The sequence below is a fragment of the Salinispora vitiensis genome (assembly GCF_000378825.1).
In the GTDB taxonomy this organism is placed as follows: Bacteria; Actinomycetota; Actinomycetes; order Mycobacteriales; family Micromonosporaceae; genus Micromonospora; species Micromonospora vitiensis.
The window spans coordinates 886,688-904,051 of the sequence record NZ_KB900388.1 but is presented as its reverse complement, the minus strand read 5'-3'; the positions used below and the strand labels follow the sequence as shown (position 1 = coordinate 904,051).

16 protein-coding genes are annotated in these 17,364 nt (G+C 69.6%); 8 read left to right on the top strand and 8 right to left on the bottom strand.

Annotation, left to right across the window (positions count from 1 at the left end; genetic code table 11):
* Positions 1-8: 8 nt before the first annotated feature.
* From SALPAC2_RS0104115 to SALPAC2_RS0104100, 4 genes are all read right to left on the bottom strand, one after another.
* Positions 9-1,022: a Gfo/Idh/MocA family protein gene (locus SALPAC2_RS0104115; protein WP_018215373.1), complete on the bottom strand. Its 1,014-nt coding sequence runs from the start codon at positions 1,020-1,022 to the stop codon at positions 9-11.
* A 48-nt stretch (positions 1,023-1,070) separates the two neighbouring features.
* Positions 1,071-1,682 (bottom strand): dTDP-4-dehydrorhamnose 3,5-epimerase family protein, encoded by a 612-nt coding sequence (locus tag SALPAC2_RS0104110; protein ID WP_018215372.1) that lies wholly within the window; start codon positions 1,680-1,682, stop codon positions 1,071-1,073.
* A 9-nt stretch (positions 1,683-1,691) separates the two neighbouring features.
* Entirely contained in the window at positions 1,692-2,678 is a 987-nt protein-coding gene (locus tag SALPAC2_RS0104105; protein WP_026184397.1) for an NAD-dependent epimerase/dehydratase family protein, read from the bottom strand.
* Between the two features lie 95 nt (positions 2,679-2,773).
* On the bottom strand, positions 2,774-3,700 hold the full coding sequence (locus tag SALPAC2_RS0104100; RefSeq protein WP_018215370.1) for a putative sugar O-methyltransferase: 927 nt from the start codon (positions 3,698-3,700) through the stop codon (positions 2,774-2,776).
* 293 nt (positions 3,701-3,993) lie between these two features.
* Here SALPAC2_RS0104100 and SALPAC2_RS0104095 point away from each other — a divergent pair, with 293 nt between their 5' ends.
* From SALPAC2_RS0104095 to SALPAC2_RS0104085, 3 genes are all read left to right on the top strand, one after another.
* Complete coding sequence (locus SALPAC2_RS0104095) at positions 3,994-5,001, top strand: methyltransferase (RefSeq protein WP_018215369.1); 1,008 nt, start codon at positions 3,994-3,996, stop codon at positions 4,999-5,001.
* Positions 4,998-6,119, top strand: a complete 1,122-nt coding sequence (locus SALPAC2_RS0104090) for a nucleotide disphospho-sugar-binding domain-containing protein (RefSeq protein ID WP_018215368.1) — start codon at positions 4,998-5,000, stop codon at positions 6,117-6,119. Before SALPAC2_RS0104095 ends, SALPAC2_RS0104090 begins: the two co-directional genes overlap by 4 nt.
* 86 nt (positions 6,120-6,205) lie before the next feature.
* Positions 6,206-7,768: an alpha/beta hydrolase gene (locus SALPAC2_RS0104085; protein WP_026184396.1), complete on the top strand. Its 1,563-nt coding sequence runs from the start codon at positions 6,206-6,208 to the stop codon at positions 7,766-7,768.
* Positions 7,769-7,852: 84 nt separating this feature from the next.
* On the opposite strand, the gene SALPAC2_RS0104080 is transcribed toward SALPAC2_RS0104085, so the two are convergent.
* Positions 7,853-8,650: a VOC family protein gene (locus tag SALPAC2_RS0104080; RefSeq protein ID WP_018215366.1), complete on the bottom strand. Its 798-nt coding sequence runs from the start codon at positions 8,648-8,650 to the stop codon at positions 7,853-7,855.
* A 69-nt stretch (positions 8,651-8,719) separates the two neighbouring features.
* Complete coding sequence (locus SALPAC2_RS0104075) at positions 8,720-9,130, bottom strand: VOC family protein (protein ID WP_018215365.1); 411 nt, start codon at positions 9,128-9,130, stop codon at positions 8,720-8,722.
* 293 nt (positions 9,131-9,423) lie between these two features.
* Here SALPAC2_RS0104075 and SALPAC2_RS0104070 point away from each other — a divergent pair, with 293 nt between their 5' ends.
* Both SALPAC2_RS0104070 and SALPAC2_RS0104065 read left to right on the top strand, forming a co-directional pair.
* Positions 9,424-9,744: a non-heme iron oxygenase ferredoxin subunit gene (locus SALPAC2_RS0104070; RefSeq protein ID WP_018215364.1), complete on the top strand. Its 321-nt coding sequence runs from the start codon at positions 9,424-9,426 to the stop codon at positions 9,742-9,744.
* Between the two features lie 97 nt (positions 9,745-9,841).
* The gene (locus SALPAC2_RS0104065) at positions 9,842-11,611 is read left to right on the top strand and encodes an ABC transporter ATP-binding protein (RefSeq protein ID WP_018215363.1); all 1,770 of its coding nucleotides are present in this window, start codon (positions 9,842-9,844) and stop codon (positions 11,609-11,611) included.
* A 66-nt stretch (positions 11,612-11,677) separates the two neighbouring features.
* Here the strand turns inward: SALPAC2_RS0104065 and SALPAC2_RS0104060 are convergent, their stop codons facing one another.
* Together SALPAC2_RS0104060 and purB are read right to left on the bottom strand one after the other, a co-directional pair.
* On the bottom strand, positions 11,678-12,079 hold the full coding sequence (locus SALPAC2_RS0104060; protein WP_018215362.1) for a GNAT family N-acetyltransferase: 402 nt from the start codon (positions 12,077-12,079) through the stop codon (positions 11,678-11,680).
* A complete protein-coding gene (gene purB, locus SALPAC2_RS0104055) occupies positions 12,063-13,349 on the bottom strand; it encodes an adenylosuccinate lyase (RefSeq protein ID WP_080636991.1) in 1,287 nt (428 codons plus the stop codon). Before purB ends, SALPAC2_RS0104060 begins: the two co-directional genes overlap by 17 nt.
* A 352-nt stretch (positions 13,350-13,701) precedes the next feature.
* On the opposite strand from purB, the gene SALPAC2_RS0104050 reads away from it, so the two are divergent.
* Genes SALPAC2_RS0104050 through SALPAC2_RS0104040 form a run of 3 tightly spaced genes read left to right on the top strand, consistent with a single transcriptional unit; the run spans position 13,702 to position 17,352 of the window.
* Positions 13,702-15,009: an amidase gene (locus tag SALPAC2_RS0104050; protein WP_026184395.1), complete on the top strand. Its 1,308-nt coding sequence runs from the start codon at positions 13,702-13,704 to the stop codon at positions 15,007-15,009.
* Positions 15,006-16,508: a type I glutamate--ammonia ligase gene (locus SALPAC2_RS0104045; RefSeq protein WP_033661767.1), complete on the top strand. Its 1,503-nt coding sequence runs from the start codon at positions 15,006-15,008 to the stop codon at positions 16,506-16,508. Before SALPAC2_RS0104050 ends, SALPAC2_RS0104045 begins: the two co-directional genes overlap by 4 nt.
* 49 nt (positions 16,509-16,557) lie before the next feature.
* On the top strand, positions 16,558-17,352 hold the full coding sequence (locus tag SALPAC2_RS0104040; protein WP_018215358.1) for a DUF3050 domain-containing protein: 795 nt from the start codon (positions 16,558-16,560) through the stop codon (positions 17,350-17,352).
* The last annotated feature ends 12 nt before the right edge of the window (positions 17,353-17,364 follow it).

Sequence of the window (17,364 nt, the reverse complement as noted above, 5' to 3'; positions counted from 1 at the left end):
ACGGCCCGTCAGCCGATCCACCCGCTCCGGGCGTCCGCGTGTGACGCGGGGACGCGCACGGCGCGCGAGCGCACCTTGTCGATCAGTTCCGCCTGCAGGTTGATCGCTTTCGCCTGCGGCCGGTAGTCCGCACCATCGAGCACGGACCGGGCGAAGAACTCCGCGATGTTCCGGAACTGATGATCTGCGGCCAGCCGCACCTCCTCGACATGGCCGTCGGCCTCGATCCGGATCACCGGCTGCCGGGTAGCCGGCGGAGTGAAAGCCCGGTCGAGGGTGAGTCGCGCCCGTTCACCCCAGAACGAATAGCAGGATCGGTACGCGTGCTCGAAGCCGAAGGAGAGTTCGGCCGTCACGCCCGACGGGGTGGCCAGCAGGACGTGGCCGGCGAGGTCAACGCCGCGGACCGGACTCGTCCGCAGCACCGAGCCGACGACGTCGAGCTCCGGGCCGAGGAAGTAGGTGGCGGCGCGCAGCGGATAGACGCCGACGTCGAGCAGCGCACCGCCGCCGAGCTCGCCGCGGTAACGCCAGTTCGTCGAAGCCAGTGGCGGGATCCCGAAACGTGCGGTGAGGAGCCGGGTCGCGCCGATCCGGCCCGCAGCGACAAGGTCGCGGACCACCTCGTGCTGACGGTGGTGGAGAAACATGTAGTTCTCCAGTAGCCAGAGTCCCGCCTGCTCCGCCTGGTTCACCAGCCTGCGGGCGGTGACATGGTCACTGGTGAGCGGCTTTTCGGAGAGCACATGCTTGCCGGCCGCCAGGGCCCGGCTCACCCAGTACGCGTGCAGCCCGGTGGGCAGTGGGATGTACACCGCGTCAATGTCGGCCCGGTCCAGCAAGTCGTCGTACCCGTCGGTTGCCCGGCATCCGAACTGCTCGGCGACCGTACGGGCCCGGGCGGGGTCGCGGCTCGCGACCGCTCTCAGCTCAATCCCCGTCACTTCGGTCAATGCCGGCAGAAACCGGCGGAGCGCGATGCTTGCACACCCCAGAACTCCCAGCCGGATGAGAGCGGGCATCCGACACCTCCCTTCACTGGAGCCGGCCGGTAGCCGGCCCGGCGGCGATCACTGGGCCACCTGATAAAGCTGCTGCTCCAGCACCTGGCACTGCTGGTAGTCGGGGAGCAGGCCGGCCTCGACGGTCTCGGCCAGAGTCGGACCGGCCCGGTCCCGGTCGGAGACGATCGGTTCCAGGTCCGTGGGGATCGGCAGCCCCAGAGCGGGGTCAAAGGCGGAGACCACCCGCTCGTGCTCCGGGACATACGCCCCGGTGAGCATGTAGGACATGATGGTGTCGTCGGCGAGCGACACGAAGGCGTGCCCGACCCCGACCGGGAAGTACACCGCCCGGAACTCCCGCGAATCCAGCCGTACCGCGTCCCAACGGCCGAATGTCGGTGAACCGACCCGGACGTCCACGACGATGTCGATCGCCGCACCGGCCGCACAGTAGACGTACTTCGCCGTACCCGGTGGAGCGCTGGTGTAGTGGACGCCACGCACCACACCTCGTCGGGACACGCTGTGATTGGTCTGCGCGACGGGCAACAGAGGGCCGCCGTTCGCCGCGGCGAACGGTGCTCGCTGGAATGGTGACACGAACAGTCCACGGCGGTCGGCGAAAACCTCGGGGGTAAACCTGAACGCACCCCGGACCGCGAGCTTCTCGACCTTCACCTGATCCCCCTAGAGCCGGTCACTTCCGTCGAGCAGGGCCGCAACGGTGCGATGCACCGCCTCCGCAAGCTCCGTGCGCGCGCACCATCCCGAGACCCGCTGGAAGGGCGTCGGGTCGATCTGCATGCTCTGAAAGTCGATCACGGGGGCGTGGGCCGGCGCCGGCACCGAGACCACCGGTACGGCCGGCTCGCCGGTCTGCGCCGCGACCGACCTCGCGACCGTACGGAAGACCGCGCCCAGGGTGTCCGGGCGCCCAGAGCCCACCAGCCAGTGTTGACCGGTCAGCGCATCCGGGCAGCGCATGGCGGCCAGGAAGGCGTCCGCGGCATCCTCGACATACACCAGGTCCCGCCGAACGGTGCCGTCATGCCACATCGTCAGCGGCTGACCGGCGAGGGCCCGGCGGGCCATCGTGACCACCACGCCCTGATCAGCTACCTGGGACAGCGAGCTCTGCCCGAACACGGTCGGCAGCCGCAGGCTGACCCCGCGCAGTACCGACGCCGCGCTGGCGGCCTTCAGTAACCGTTCGGCGGTCAGTTTCTGTCGGCCGTAGGCGGTCTCCGGGTGGTCCGGTTCACTGCCGGTCATCGGCCACTTCGGGGGCTGTCCCACCTGCAGCGTGGTCGCGGCGAACACTACCAACGGAGCGGTCCGGGCCGGCGGTCGTCGGCGGAGAATCTCGATGAGGTCGCGCACGATGCCGACGTTGACGCGTTCACCCTCCGGAGTGTCGGCGTCACGCCACCCACCGCTGTGTTTACCCAGGTGCAGGATGACGTCTGCGCCCGCGACGGCATCGGCCAGGCATGCGGTCTCGGTGAGGTCCCCGGTGCAGACCTCCACCTCGGCCGCCATCTGCTCCGGTAGCGGGCTACGACGACGTGACGCGGCCCGCAGCCGGATCGGAAGCTGCGCCAACCGGGCGGTGACGACCGAGCCCAGGTAGCCGGACGCTCCCAGTACGCTCACCACGGGCGGGTCACTGCCCATCGCCGGCTCCCGGTTCACCGCTCCTCCGATCTCCGGTGTTCGCAGGTTGTTCGCAGGTTGTCGCGCCCCTCCGGCTTTATCGCGGGGCCGGCCGGTCAGCCGCCGCTGTCCGATCGTTTCCGGCGGTAGACGGCCTGCCAGTAGAAGCTCCACGGCACGGCCCACGCGTCCTTGACGGCGCGCCAGTCGGGGCCGGGCCGGTAGGCCGCGAGGAACCCCGGCACGGCGGCCCGCACCGCCTGGTTGTCATGGATATCCAGGACCTGGCGGAGTAGACCGGTCTCCATCGCCCGCCAGCGGGCCTCGTCGCCCTCCACGTGCCCGTCCAGGCTCCGATCCTGGTACTTGCCGACAGGGTTCTTCACATACAGGGCCGCGCACCGACGGTCGATCAGATCGAGGTAGCAGCGTACGGTCTCCGGGGTCATCTCGGCGAAGGAGTTGATGTTGATGCCGAGGTCGAAATCGCTCTCGCTGAGGGCCAGCCCCACGTCCCCGTCCTCCACCGGGACGAAACGGAGCTTCGCGAACTGAGCGTCGTCCAGGACCGCCCGCAGATAGCGCCGGCTGAACCGCATGGTGCTACGCAGATCCACGATGCAGTACGCGGCGATGTCATGGTTCGACAGCAGGGTGTGACAGGTCCGCCCGTAGCCGGCTCCGATCTCGAGCACCCGGGCGCCCCGCAGGTCGACGCTCCGCTCGATGAACCCGACCTCGAGCGTGGCCTGCAGATAGTCCAGGCAGACCGGCACTCCGTGCCACCGCACCGCGACCGGATCACCCACCTCACGCCGGGCCGTCCGACGCAACCGCGCCCAGTCGTCCGGATCAAGTGTGGTCGCCAGATTGTGTACCAGCGTCTTGAGATACCGCACGCCGTTCACCTCGGGGTCCCACAACGACATCTTGTGGTTCGGCCGCTCCGACTTGAAGTGCGAGAGATCTCCTGCCGCGTCCTCGGTGAACCAGTGCCGAGTAATGCGTTCCCACTGTCGGCTCGCTCGGTATACGTCTGTCATCTCGACCGTCTTTCACCCAGGGCGGGTATCGAAACGCTTTTACCCGCTGGACGGTGTGGACGTACTCGATCTCGGACGGAGCCTGACATCCGGTCCGACCCGCCGCAACTCCACGGTTGCGGTGTGCTCCACGTTCAACTGACCGCGGTCCCCAGACGAACGGCTTCCGCGGGCGAGCCCACAAACCGGAATTGAACACGTTCTCGAACGAGCAACCGCACGTTGATAATGGCCTCGAAGCGGGCCGGCGCGGGCCACCCCAACAGTGGAGGGACGACTCAGTGCCAGAAAAGGTGGATGTCGACTCACTCAGCGACCTGGCGACCCCGTGGAGCCTACGGGTGGTGGTAACCCTGGGCGTGGCCGAGCAGCTGGCGGCTGGCGTCACCGAGATCGGAGAGCTCGCGCGCCGCACCGAGTGTGACCGGGACTGCCTGGCCCGGGTCCTGCGCCACCTGGTCGGCAAGGGCGTCTTCGAAGAGCCGGTCGAGGGCGGGTTCGCCCTGAACGAGGCGGCCCGTTCCCTGCTGAGGTCCGGCCGGCTGCGCGGACTGGCGCTGGACGGCCACGGTGGCCGCAGCGCCGCCGCCTGGAACGGACTGCTGGCGACGGTGCGGACCGGACAACCCGGTTACCAGACCGTCTTCGGACGCTCTTACTGGGCCGACCTCGACGCCGACTCCGACCTCGCGGCCAGCTACGACGCGAACATGGGTCGACGGGCCGGCGAGGCATCGGATCCGGCTGTCCTCCTCGACGACACCTGGGCTCAGGTCGGCCACGTCGTTGACGTGGGCGGTGGGACCGGCGAGACGCTCGCCGAAATCCTGCGGGCCCGGCCGACGGTCCGCGGCACCCTGGTTGACCTGCCCCGAACGGTCGCCCGGTCCACCGAGGTCTTCGCGGCCGCGGGGGTCGCCGACCGGGTCGCCGTCCAGGGGCAGAGCTTCTTCGACCCGCTGCCCGCCGGAGCCGATGTCTATCTGCTCAAGCGTCTGCTCCTGGACTGGCCGGACGAGCAGGCTGTCGCACTGCTCACCCGCTGCGCCGAGGCCGCGGCACCGCACGGCCGCGTGGTCGTGGTCGGCGGGGTCTCCCCGGGGCGGTCCGCCGCCTCGGCCGGGCTACTGATGATGGTGCAGACCGGTGGCAAACCCCGGACCCTGGACGAGTTCCGGGACCTCGCCGCGCGCGCCGGCCTCGCCGTGACGGCATCCGGCCACAGCCCGTCGGGCCAGTTCGTCACCGAATGCCGCCCCGAGGCGGGCAGCACCGCACGGAAGACCACCACCCGGCGATGAGGTTCCTCTTCCTCACCACCGGCAGCCACGTCACCGTCTACGCGATCGCCGCCCTGGCCCATGCGGTACGCAACGCGGGGCACGAAGTACTGGTGGCCACGAACGAGCCGCTCATCGACGCGGTGGAGACGGTCGGCCTACCCGGGGTGTCGATCACATCGGCGTCGATCCGGCGCTTCCTCGCCACCGTCGACTCGCCGCACGAGCTGGTGGTGACCGGCCGCGGACTGGGGCGGATGGCCGCCGCCACGCTGGCGAGCCTGAGCGAGCTGGCACAGGACTGGAGGCCGGACGTCATCGTCGGTAGCTCGATGAGCTACGCGGCAGGGTTGCTCGCCGCGGCACGGGACGTCCCCTTCGTACGGCACATCGAGTATCTGCGAATTCCGATGGCGGAGATCGACCCGGTGGCGGCGGAGGAGCTTACGCCGGAGCTGAGCCGCCGGAGTCTGAGCGGGCTACCCAAACCCGACCTGGTGGTTGATGTCAGCCCGCCGTCGCTGCGGTCGTCGCCCGCTGCGGACGTACACCCCATGCGCTACGTGGCCACGAACCCCCAGCGCCGCCTCCAACGGTGGGCATACACCCGTCCGCCGGGCCGCCCCCGGGTGCTGATCACCTCCGGAACGCACCACCGCATGCTCGCCGGCCGCTCGTTACGGCGGCTCGCCGCACAGCTCACCGCCGTGGACGCCGAGGTGGTGATCGCGGCGCCCACCCGGGTCGCCGAGGAGTTCGGTGCGACGGCGGACGACATCCGCATCGGTTGGATCCCGTTGGACACCGTGGCACCCACCTGTGACCTGGCCGTCCACCACGGCGGCGCCACCACCACGATGGCCGTCATCGCCGCGGGAGTGCCGCAGGTGATCACTCCCCCGAATACGCACACTAGAGCGATCGCCGACGCTCTGTCCGACTTCGGGGCCGCCGTGACGGTTCACGCTCCCCCCCAGGCCGATCACGACCTGGCGGACGTACTGGCCGCCCGCAGCCGAGAGCTACTCGCCGACCACCGGTATGCCCGGCAGGCGCAGGCCCTCGCCGCCGAGCTGGCCGTGCTGCCGACCCCGGCCGACACCGTCCGGCGGATGGAAACGCTGACCGCCGGCCGATGAAACCCCGACAGTCCGGATGATCCGGCTGACGAGTAAGGCACTCAACAGGTGTTGGGCACCAAGCCCACAAGCAGTTTGGGGGAATAGTGAAAAGACTTTTCGCTGGTGCGACGGCAGTCGTACTGGGCCTCACGGCACAGGTCATCGCCGTCGCCCCAGCCGGGGCGGCACCGACGGTGGGCAGCACCGCCCGGTCGGCCGGCACAATCTCCTGGTCCCCCTGCCCGGACGACGACCCGGTGATGGAGGATTACCTGGTCGGGCTGGAGTGCGGCTCGCTCGATGTGCCGCTGGACCACTCCCGACCGACTGGCCAGAAGATCACCCTGGCCCTCACCCGGGCCAAGCACACCGCGCCGGAATCCGAGTACCAGGGTGTTGTCCTGCTGAACCGGGGGCAGTGGCCCGGCACCATCGGACGGGACCTGCCCACCCGGTTCGCCAAGGGCTGGAGCGGGCTGCCGACCGAGGTGGGTTCGACCTACGACTGGATCGGGTTCGACCCCCGCGGCGTCGGGGGAAGCGAGCCGTCGATCACCTGCGACCCCACCTACCTGTATCCGGGCGAAGCACGGCCCGACTACGTTCCGGACAGTCGCACTGAGGAAAAGGTGTGGACGAAGCGGGCGCGCGCGTACGCGGAGAGCTGCGGCGAGAAGTACGGCGACACCCTCCGGCACTTCCGGACCACCGACACCGCGCGGGACATGGATCTCATCCGGGCCGCGCTCGGTCAGGAGCAGATCAACTATCTGGGCTACTCCTACGGCACTTACCTCGGCTCGGTCTACGCCTCCCTGTTCCCGGACCGGGTGCGCCGGATGGTCCTGGACAGTGTGGTGCAGCCAAGCACAGTCGGGTACGCCGCGCTGTCCCGTACGAATGCGGCCTTCGAGCAGCGCGCGCAGATCTTCTTCAGCTGGATCGCCGAACACGACTCGTACTACCACCTGGGCGACACGGCCGCGGCGGTCGAGGCGAACTACTACCAGGGCATGGCGGCACTCCGGGAGGCGCCGATCGACGGCCAGATCGGCCCGGCGGAGTACAGCGACATCTTCGCGGTGAACGTGTATCGCAGCTACGTCTGGACCTACCACGCGCAGGTGCTGGCCGACTGGGTGCTGCGGGGTGACCCGGCCGGGCTACGGGCGAACTTCGGTGGCGAGCCGGGCTTCGCGGCGCAGAACACCCACGCCACGTACCGCACCGTGCAGTGCGTCGACGGCTACTGGCCCCGGCGCTGGAACCGCTGGCACACCGACCTGAGCCGCCAGTACGACCGCGGAGACCGCTTCATGACCTGGAACAGCGCATGGTACAACGCTCCGTGTGCGTTCTGGCCGGTGCCAGCCCGCCGGCCAACGGAGGTCGGCGACCGGAACGCGAACATACTGCTGATCCAGGCGGAACACGACGCACTCACCCCGGTGGCCGGCGCCCACGAGGTGCACCGGCGGTTCCCGAACTCCCGGCTGGTCCTAGAGCGCGGCGGCGTCTTCCACGGCGCGTCCCTGACCGCCAACGCCAACGAGTGCCTCAACAACCACGTCACCGCCTACCTACGGGACGGCACCCGGCCGAGCGCCACCACCGGCGTTGACGCCAACTGCGAGGCGAATCCGTTACCAGCACCGGAAGCCGGCTGACCGGCACACGCAACGAGTCCGCCGGCCGACACCTCGGGCCGGCGGACTCGGTTCCGCGCGGACTGGCCCGGTCGAGCCCGGCCGCTACCCGGAGGTCACCTTCCACAGAAAACCGTCCGGATCGGTGAAGTAGCCGGCATAGACTCCCGACCCGGATTTCGCAGCCGGGGCGACGACCCGGCCACCGGCAGCGGTCACTGCCGACAGGAGGGAGTCGACCTCGTCCGGCGAGGGCACCATCCGTTCGAAGGCCGCTGCCCGGAAGTCGGCCCGGTCCTCCTTGGTGCCGACGTCCTTGGCCAGTACCTTTCCGTCCATCAGGCCCAGCCGGCAGCCAGCCGGACTGGGCTGGAAGTCGATGTACTTGCTGCCGTAGTCCCGATCGACCACCATGCCCAGGGCCGCGTAGAAGGACTTGGCAGACTTCGTCGCGGCGACGCCGAGGAGAATACCGACCTCATTCGGCACTGGCGTCTCCTCGGCTGGCCCGGTCGCCTTCGCCTTCGCCGAGGTCAGTTTCCAGACCGCACCGTCCGGAGCCTGAAAGGCGCCGGAGAAACCGGCGAACATGGCCTTCTTCGCCGGTTTGAGAACGCTCGCGCCGTGCCGGGCGGCAGCGTCCAGGATGCTCCGCACCTCGTCGGGCTGGTTGACGATATAGCTGAGGACGTAACCGCGATAGTTCGGCGCCACGGGCTCCGCTTGCGCCGAGGCCGCCAGCTCCGCGATCGGGCACACGGCGAGCCGGGCCACGCCGTGCAGATCCAACTCCACCCGCTCGTCCTGACCGCCGACGGCGGTCGCCGCGAACACGGATTGATAAAAGGCGGGTGCGGCCTGCGCGTCGGTTGCCCCGAGCGTGATCATGTCAGGCAGCAGCATGATGGTGATGGCCTCCTTGGCATCAGTGGGCTTGCGATCAACGAGGGAAATGACGCTTCCGCGCCGCGGTCAACCCGCCTGCTGAATCCGGATCAGATTGCCGGCCGGGTCCCGGAAGGCGCAGTCCCGGACCCCGTAGTCCTGATCGATCGGCTCCTGCACCACCTCGGCTCCGCTGGCCTGCACCCGCTCGAACACCTCGTCGAGGTTGCGGGCGGCGAGGAGAACACCGGCGTACGTGCCCTTCGCCATCATCTCCTCGATCGTGCGCCGCTCGCCGTCGGTGATCCCGGGGTCGGCCGCCGGCGGCTGGAGCACGATTGAGGTCTGCGGCTGGTCGGCCGGGCCCACCGTGACCCACCGCATCCCGTCGTAACCGACATCGTTTCGAATCTCGAAGCCCAGGACTTCCCGGTAGAAGGTGATCGACGCCTCCGCATTCTCGTGCGGCAGAAAGCTCGAGTGAATGGTGATGTTCATAGCACTACGCTAACGGCCGTCCGACCCCGACGCTTCTTGATTCCTGATCCATTCTTCCTGGTCACCGGCGGGAGCCGACGGCTCCAGCAGGTTTCGACTCCCGCTCGGCCCCGGCCTGAGGACCGCCGCGCAAGGTGGCGGAAGGCTCCCGTCCGGCGGACCAGCCCCGCAATCCGGCATCCGGCATCCGGCATCCGGCATCCGGCATCCGGCATCCGGCATCCGGCATCCGGCATCCGGCATCCGGCATCCGGCATCCGGCAGAAGCGAAACGTGGTCGAGAGGAGTGGTCGATGGATTTCGTCAAGGTGTGCCCGGTGACGGCGCTTCCGGCCGAAGGCGCGATCGAGGTGAAGGTCGAGGGCCGAGCGGTGGCCGTGGTCCGGAGTGGGGGACGGGTGTACGCGATCGACGACCGGTGTTCCCACGCGGAGGTTTCGCTCGCCGAGGGCGACGTGTACGACGGCACGATTGAGTGCTGGCTGCACGGCTCCTGCTTCGATCTGCGCACCGGTGAGCCGACCAATCCCCCGGCTACCCGACCAGTCGACACTTACCAGGTACGGGTCGAGGACGGGGACGTCTACGTCGCCTCCGGCGGAGCCCGGCCCTGACCGGCGCGGCGCCCCGGCGCCCCAGCTACCTGACGACGACCCACGGCCACCGACCGGGACGACCCGCCGTGCCGCCCGCGCCGACCGAGGAGGCTGGGTGACCACCACCGCCCCTGATGTGCCGGTACGGCGCATCCTCCGGTTGTTCCGCCCATATGGATGGAGCCTGGTGATCGTCGCCGGCCTGGTCGGCCTCTCATCCCTGTTCTTCCTGGTCAACCCGTTCCTGATCCGAGAGATCCTGGACGTGGCCCTCCCGGAGGGCCGGACGGGTCTACTCACCGTCCTCGCCGGTTGCATGCTCCTCGCGTCCATCGCGAACAGCTCGGTCGTCGTCTGGCAGACCTACCTCTCCACGAAGGTCGGCGAGCAGGTGATGCATGATCTGCGCGCCGCCGTCTACGGACGCCTGCAGCGGATGCCGCTGGCCTTCTTCAGCCGAACCCGCTCCGGCGAGGTGCAGTCGCGGATCACCAACGACATCGGCGACATGCAGGCCACCGTGACCACCACCGCGACGACGCTGGTCTCCGACGTGACCGTGGTCGTGGCCACGATTGTTGGGATGTTGGTGTTGGACTGGCGTCTCACCATCGTGTCGCTGGTGCTGGTGCCGTTCTTCGTCTGGGTCGGGCGACGGGTCGGCAACCAGCGCCGCCGCATCACCCGCGAGCGGCAACGCCAGGCCGCCGCGATCACCGTGATCGTGCAGGAATCGCTCTCCGTCAGCGGTGTGCTGCTGGCCCGGACGATGGGCCGCTCCCGCTCGCTGACCGACACCTTCACCGCGGAATCGCGACTCCTGTCCGACCTGGAGATCCGCTCGCACCTGGCCGGTCGCTGGACCCAGGCGACAACCTGGGTCGTGTTGGCATCGATGCCGGCGGCGACGTACTGGGTGGCGGGACTGAACGGCCGCGGTGGTCAGGCGGCGATCTCCATCGGCACCCTGGTCGCCTTCACCACCTTGCAGCAGACCCTGCTGCGGCCGGCGGTCTCCCTGGTGGAGGTCGCCGTGGAGGTGCAGACCTCGCTCGTCCTGTTCGGCCGGATCTTCGAGTACCTCGACCTGCCCGTCGACCTCGACGAGTCAGCGGGTTCCGCCCCCCTCGCGAAGCCGCGGGGGGAACTCCGGCTCCACCAGGTCGGCTTCACCTATCCGGGTGCGGACCAGCCCACGCTGCGCGACATCGACGTGGCGGTCCCCGCCGGCCGTAGCCTGGCGATCGTCGGTGAGACCGGGTCCGGCAAGACCACTCTCAGCTACCTGATCCCGCGGCTGTACGACCCGACGTCGGGACGGGTGACAATCGACGGTACCGACGTGCGGGACCTACCCGCGGAGACGCTGGCGGCGACGGTCGGCATGGTGTTCCAGGAGACCTACCTGTTCCACACCTCGGTCGCCGAGAACCTGCGCTTCGCCCGGCCCGACGCGACCGACGACGAGCTGGTGGCGGCCGCCAAGATCGCACATATCCACGAGCACCTGCTGTCGCTGCCGAACGGGTACCAGACCGTGGTGGGCGAACGGGGCTTCCGGTTCTCCGGCGGGGAACGGCAGCGCCTGGCGATCGCCCGGGCGGTCCTGCGCGATCCGCCGATCCTGGTGCTCGACGAGGCGACCAGTTCCCTGGACAACCAGACCGAGGAGGCCGTCACGCGGGCCATCGACGCGGCCAGCGCCGGTCGTACCACGATCACGATCGCGCACCGGCTGTCGACGATCCGCGACGCGGACGAAATCATCGTGCTGGATGCCGGCACCATCGTCGAACGCGGCACCCACGCCGAGTTGGTGGAGCTGGGGGGGCACTACGCGATGCTGGTCAACCGCGAGGTCGAGGTGCCGGCCGACGCCCGCTAGGCGCGACGCACATTGGGCACCACGGGGGCAGCCCACCGCCGCTCGTCGCTAGTTGCCCGTGGCCCGCTACGGGTTTCGCACCCAGGCCGAGTGGTGCGGGGTGAAGCCGATGTGTGGGTAGTAGTCGGCAGCCGCCGGCGCCGACAGCAACACGATCTTCGCCTGCGGCGCCTCCTGCTGAGTCGCCGCGATGAGGGCTTTGCCGATGCCGGACCGCTGGTACGCGTGGTCCACGGCGATGTCGGAGAGGTACGTCACGTAGGAGAAGTCGGAAATGCTCCGTGCGATTCCCACCAGCTCACCCCCGACCCGACAGGTCAGCACCAGGTTCGCGTTTCGCACCATCGCGGCCAGTCGGCCCGCCTCCGCGATCGGCCGCCGCGCACCGAGCCCCGACGACCGGTACAGCGCCTCGACCGCAACCAGGTCAAGGTCGGCGCCGTTCTCGCGTTCAATGTGCCAGGTCACGGAGATCTTCCAATCGCTTGCGAATGACGTTGTGGTGAACCAGGAAACGCTCCGGGCGCAGCGGCGCGACATCGATGCCCTCGGCTCGCAGCAGGGTAGCGAAGTCTCCGTCGCCGGCGGCGGCGCCGTTCGCGGCGGCCTGCACCGAACGGTAGGCGCGTTCCCGCTCGGTGCCGCCCGCCAGCAGGTCGGCCAGGACCGCGGAGCTGTAGACCACACCGCCGTTCCCGTCGACCGTGGCCCGCATCCGGTCCGGGAAGACCTCCATCCCCGCCACCAGATCCGCGGCGCGACTCGCCTGGAAGTGCGCGACGATCATCGCGTCGGGCAGGACCACCCGTTCCACCGCGGAGTGGGACAGATCCCGCTCGTGCCACAGCGCCACGTTCTCCACCGTCGTACCCGCGTACCCGCGGAGCAGCCGGGCCAGCCCCACCAGCCGTTCACTGGAGGTCGGATTCCGCTTGTGCGGCATGGCGCTGGAGCCCTGGTAGCCGACCGTACGGCGCTCCTCCACCTCGCGTACCTCGCTGCGCGAGAGCAGCCGGATCTCGGTGGCGACCTGCTCCACGCAGGCGCCGAGTGTGGCGAGGGCGTGCAGCAGTTGCGCGTGTCGATCCCGGGCCACCACCTGGGACGGCGCGGGCTCCACCGCGAGGCCGAGCTCGGCGCAGACGTACTCCTCGACGAAGGGATCAATAAGCGCATAGGTCCCGACCGATCCGGAGATCGTGCCAACCGCGACCTCGGCACGCGCTGCTCGTAGCCGCCGCACGGACCGGTCCAGCGCGAAGGCGAAGCCCGCGAGCTTGTGCCCGAGGGTGGTGGGCTCGGCGTGCATGCCATGGGTACGGCCGATACAGACCGTCTCCCAGTGCGCGAGCGCCTGATCCACCAACACACCGCGCAGCCGCACCACCGCCGCGAGCAGCACGTCACAGGCGCCGGCAAGGGTGGCCCCCAGCGCGGTGTCCACCAGGTCGTAACTGGTCATGCCGAGGTGGACCCAGCGGGCCGAGTCGGCAGGTATGTCCTCGCAGAAGGCCGCGAGGAAGGCGAGAATCTCGTGGTCCCGCTGACGCTCGAACTCGGCCACCCGCGCCACCGACGGCACCCGGGCTTGCTGGATATCGGCCAGGGCCGGCTCGGGGACCCGGCCCAGCAGCGCCTGCGCCCGGGTCGCGAGGAGCTCCACCCTCGACCAGGTGGCGTAGCGCGCCTCGTCCGACCACAGGTCGGCCATCTCCGGCAGAGAATAACGAGAAATCATGACCATGAACCCCTAACGAGAACCGGACCCACGAGCCGCAGAGTAGCGATTCCCCCGGCGCACAGTACAGCACTGATCCAAAACTTATCCATACTTGCCTTCCAGGTTTTCGTAGCTTTTCGTCAGTTGAACGAGGCCGATCCGAGGAGCACCGGAGGTCTTTTCTTCGGAGTTGCCATCCGGATCACCGCGCCACTTCCGAACACTTGCCCAACGAGCGAAGACGGCCTTTATTGGGGTGGTGCCCGCATTAACGCTTCCCGCCATTCGAAGGCCGGTTTGCCGGTCTGTCCGGGAGACTAGACAACTGTTCCTCACCGGCGGTTCGACAGTTGCCGAGCATCTCGGCAACCTGCTCGCGGCGATCCGCGAGACCGATCCGACGATCGGGGCGTTCGTCGCGGTCGCCGACGACCGGGCCCGCGACGAGGCGTACGCGGCCGACCAGCTCCTCTCCACTCTCGGTGCGGCCGCCTTCCGAGACCAGCCACTGCTCGGAGTCCCGATCGCGATTAAGGACCTCATCCAGACCCGGGACCTGCCCACCCGGCGCGGGTCCCTGCTGCCCAACCGCCGTCCGGCGGTGGACGCGCCGGCGGTGGCCCGCCTGCGCGCGGCGGGCGCCATCCTGGTGGGCAAGACCGCGACCTCGGAACACGGGTGGAGCGCCAGCACGGTGAGCCGGGTCGCCGGCCCGACCCGCAACCCGTGGGCACCGGAGCGGACCGCCGGCGGGTCGAGCGGCGGCTCGGCCGCCGCGGTGGCAGCCGGGCTGAGCACCGCGGCGATCGGGACCGACGGGGCCGGGTCGATCCGGATCCCCGCGTCGTTCTGCGGCGTGGTCGGGTTCAAGCCCTCCTTCGGCCGGGTCCCCTACGTGCCACCCGGCGCCGAGCGCCTGTCCCACCTGGGGCCGCTGGCAACCGAGGTCGCCGACATCATCGCCCTGATGGCGGTGCTGGTCGGTCCGGACCGCCAAGATCCGGACTCGGTGCCGGGAACGATTGCGCCAACGGCCCCTCCGGCCGCGCTACGGATCGGCTGGCTCGAGTTCCCCGGGACAACCGATGAGGTCCGTGCGGGCACGGACATGGTGGAACCGGCACTGGCCCGGCTGGGACACCGGGTCGAGCGCATCGCGGTGCCGTTCACCGATCCCTACGGCGCGCTCGTGGACCTCCTCGCCGCCGAGGCCGCTGCAGCGACTCCGGCGGCGGAGGAGCGGCTCTGCGACCCAGGCCGGCTCGCGCTCATCCGGTACGGGCGCACGCTCACCGGCGCCGCCGTCCTCCGCGCCGAAGAGACCCGGATGGCCCTGCGGGCCCGGCTGCACCATGTGATGCAGCGCTACGACCTGCTGGCGATGGCGACCGTCCCGATCACACCCTTCGCCGCTGACGCCGTCGCCCCGCCGGCCACCGCCGACCCGGACGCTCTGCGGTGGCTGGCGTGGTCACCCGCCACCTACCCGTTCAACCTCACCGGCCAGCCGGCCCTCTCCCTGCCCGCCGGGGTGACGCCCCACGGGCTCCCGGTCGGGGTTCAGCTCGTGGGTCGGGTCGGCGACGACGACCTGGTGCTCCGGGCAGCCACCCGGCTGGAAGCGGAGCTGGCCCGCCCAACGTCACGACCGGGCGGCGACCTCGAAGGAGAGCGATGACGATGTCCAGGACCTGGTCTGTGCCCGACAACAACGGCGGCGTCGGCCGGCCCTCGTTTGTGGCCGAGTTCGGCCGCTGGAACGACGAGCAGATCGCCGCCGCCGAGAAGGTCGAGGCGGCGCTCGACGAGGTCGACCTGGTCCGGGTCGTCTTCTGTGATCCGCACGGGTTGGCCCGCTCCAAAACCGTGCCGGCGCACGTCTTCCGTACCGTGCTGCGCAACGGTCTGGACTTCAGCCCCGGGCCGTTCCTCTTCGACACCGGGCACGCCGTCGCCGTGGACTTCCGCACCGACCCCGGCCTCGGGGTGGCGGAGCTGCTTGGCGCTGGCGACTTCGTCCTGGTCCCGGATCCACGCACATTCCAGGTGCTGCCCCGCGGGGACCGGCGGACCGCGTGGGTGGTCGGCGACGAGTACCTCCGGGACGGCACGCCACACCCGCTGGCGACCCGTCACCTCCTGCACCGGGTCTGTGCCCGCTACGCCGAACGCGACCTGGCACCCGTGATTGGACTCGAGGTCGAGTGGTACCTGACTCGCCTGATCACCGGGCCGGTGGGTAACGCGGGCAACGGGTTCGGCCGGCAGGGGGCCGCCCCGGCGGTGGCGGCGATGAACGCCGGATACCAGTTCAACCTGGACAGCTACTACGACGCCGTGGCCGACCTCGCCGACCCCCTGGCGGCCATGCTCATGGCACTCGGCCTGCCGCTACGCACCATCGAACACGAATCCGGGCCCGGGCAGTTGGAGACCACCTTCGACCCGATGCTGGCGCTGGCGGCGGCGGACGCCATGCTGCTGTTCCGGACCCAGGTCAAGCAGGAGTGCCGGCGCCGCGGCTACCACGCGTCGTTCATGACCCTCCCCGGGCTGGAAGGGTTCGACCCGAGCGGCTGGCACCTGCATCAGTCGGTGGTCGACACGACGACGAACCGCAACCTGTTCGCGCCGGACGACGGCAGCGCGGGCCCGCTCTCCGCCGCGGGTGGGGCCTACGTGCGAGGGCTGCTGGCCCATGCCCGCGAGTTCTGCCTGCTGTCCGTCCCGACCGTCAACGGCTACCACCGGCTGTCGCCGCGGTTCCCGCTCTCCCCCACCTCCGTCGACTGGCGCGAGGAGGACCGCGGCGCCATGGTCCGGGTGTTCAACGCCGGCAGCGCCACCCACGTCGAGAACCGGATCGGTGAGCCGTGCGCGAACCCGTACCTGGTCATCGCCGCGCAGTTGCACGCGGGCCTGGCCGGGCTGGACTCGGCGGAGGCCGCCCCGGCTGGTGCACCGGCCCCGACGCTGCCGGCTTCCTTTGACGCGGCGCTGGCCGCGTTCGGCGAGAGCACCCGGGTGGAGGAGCTGCTCGGCGCGCCACTGAAGAACTGCCTGCGCAAGCTCAAGGAGAGCGAGGCGTCCCGGTTCCACGCCTGGTGCGCAACGGAGCACCCGGCGACCGACTCCGTCACCGAGTGGGAGCACCGCGAGTACTTCGGGGTCTTCTGACCACCCGGCCCGGTGGGCCGGACCGTACGGCGAGACGAGAGGAAAGGCAATGTCACGGTACGACTGGGGCGAATCGACTCCGGCCATCGACATGCTCAAGGACACCATCGAGCCGGCCCGGCAGAAAGTGCTTGGCCACCCGGTGTACGGGCAACTGGACAGTGTCGACGCGGTGGTCACCTTCATGGAACACCACGTCTACGCGGTCTGGGACTTCATGTCCCTACTCAAGTCGCTGCAGCGGCAGCTCACCTGCGTCGAGGTGCCCTGGGTGCCGTCCGGGCAGCGCAACAGCAGCCGGCTGATCAACGACATCACCCTGGTCGAGGAGAGCGACGAGCTGGGCGACGGCTTCATCAGCCACTTCGAGCTGTACGTGGACGGCATGCGCCAGGCCGGCGCCGACACCCGCGGGATCGACTCCTTCATCGGCCTGCTGCGCGCCGGCGTGCCGGTTCCCGCGGCGATCACCAAGGCCGGCGTCCCCGGCCCGGCGGCCGAGTTCATCGGCACCACCTGGCGGTTCATCGAGCACGCCCCGGTGCACTGCCAGGCCGCGGCGTTCGCGTTCGGCCGGGAGGACCTGATCCCGGAGATGTTCGACCAGGTCGCCGCGCTCAACACCGGGGTCGGCGTGCTCTCCACCTTCGTCGACTACCTCCGGCGGCACATTCAGGTGGACAGCGAGGAGCACACGCCGATGGCGATGCAGATGCTCGCCGACCTGTGCGGGGACGACAAAGACCGGTGGGAGCAGTGCAAGGAGACCGTCAACACCGCCCTGGCCGCGCGGACCCAGCTGTGGGACGGCATCTCCGCGCAGCTCCGGCGGTCCGCCCGTTGACCGAGGGGAACT

Bases quoted from the DNA above. Each gene is read 5' to 3' on its own strand.
- SALPAC2_RS0104115 (WP_018215373.1), bottom strand. From the start codon at position 1,022: ATGCCCGCTCTCATCCGGCTGGGAGTTCTGGGGTGTGCAAGCATCGCG.
- SALPAC2_RS0104105 (WP_026184397.1), bottom strand. From the start codon at position 2,678: ATGGGCAGTGACCCGCCCGTGGTGAGCGTACTGGGAGCGTCCGGCTAC.
- SALPAC2_RS0104100 (WP_018215370.1), bottom strand. From the start codon at position 3,700: ATGACAGACGTATACCGAGCGAGCCGACAGTGGGAACGCATTACTCGG.
- SALPAC2_RS0104090 (WP_018215368.1), top strand. From the start codon at position 4,998: ATGAGGTTCCTCTTCCTCACCACCGGCAGCCACGTCACCGTCTACGCG.
- SALPAC2_RS0104080 (WP_018215366.1), bottom strand. From the start codon at position 8,650: ATGCTGCTGCCTGACATGATCACGCTCGGGGCAACCGACGCGCAGGCC.
- SALPAC2_RS0104075 (WP_018215365.1), bottom strand. From the start codon at position 9,130: ATGAACATCACCATTCACTCGAGCTTTCTGCCGCACGAGAATGCGGAG.
- SALPAC2_RS0104070 (WP_018215364.1), top strand. From the start codon at position 9,424: ATGGATTTCGTCAAGGTGTGCCCGGTGACGGCGCTTCCGGCCGAAGGC.
- purB (WP_080636991.1), bottom strand. From the start codon at position 13,349: ATGATTTCTCGTTATTCTCTGCCGGAGATGGCCGACCTGTGGTCGGAC.
- SALPAC2_RS0104045 (WP_033661767.1), top strand. From the start codon at position 15,006: ATGACGATGTCCAGGACCTGGTCTGTGCCCGACAACAACGGCGGCGTC.
- SALPAC2_RS0104040 (WP_018215358.1), top strand. From the start codon at position 16,558: ATGTCACGGTACGACTGGGGCGAATCGACTCCGGCCATCGACATGCTC.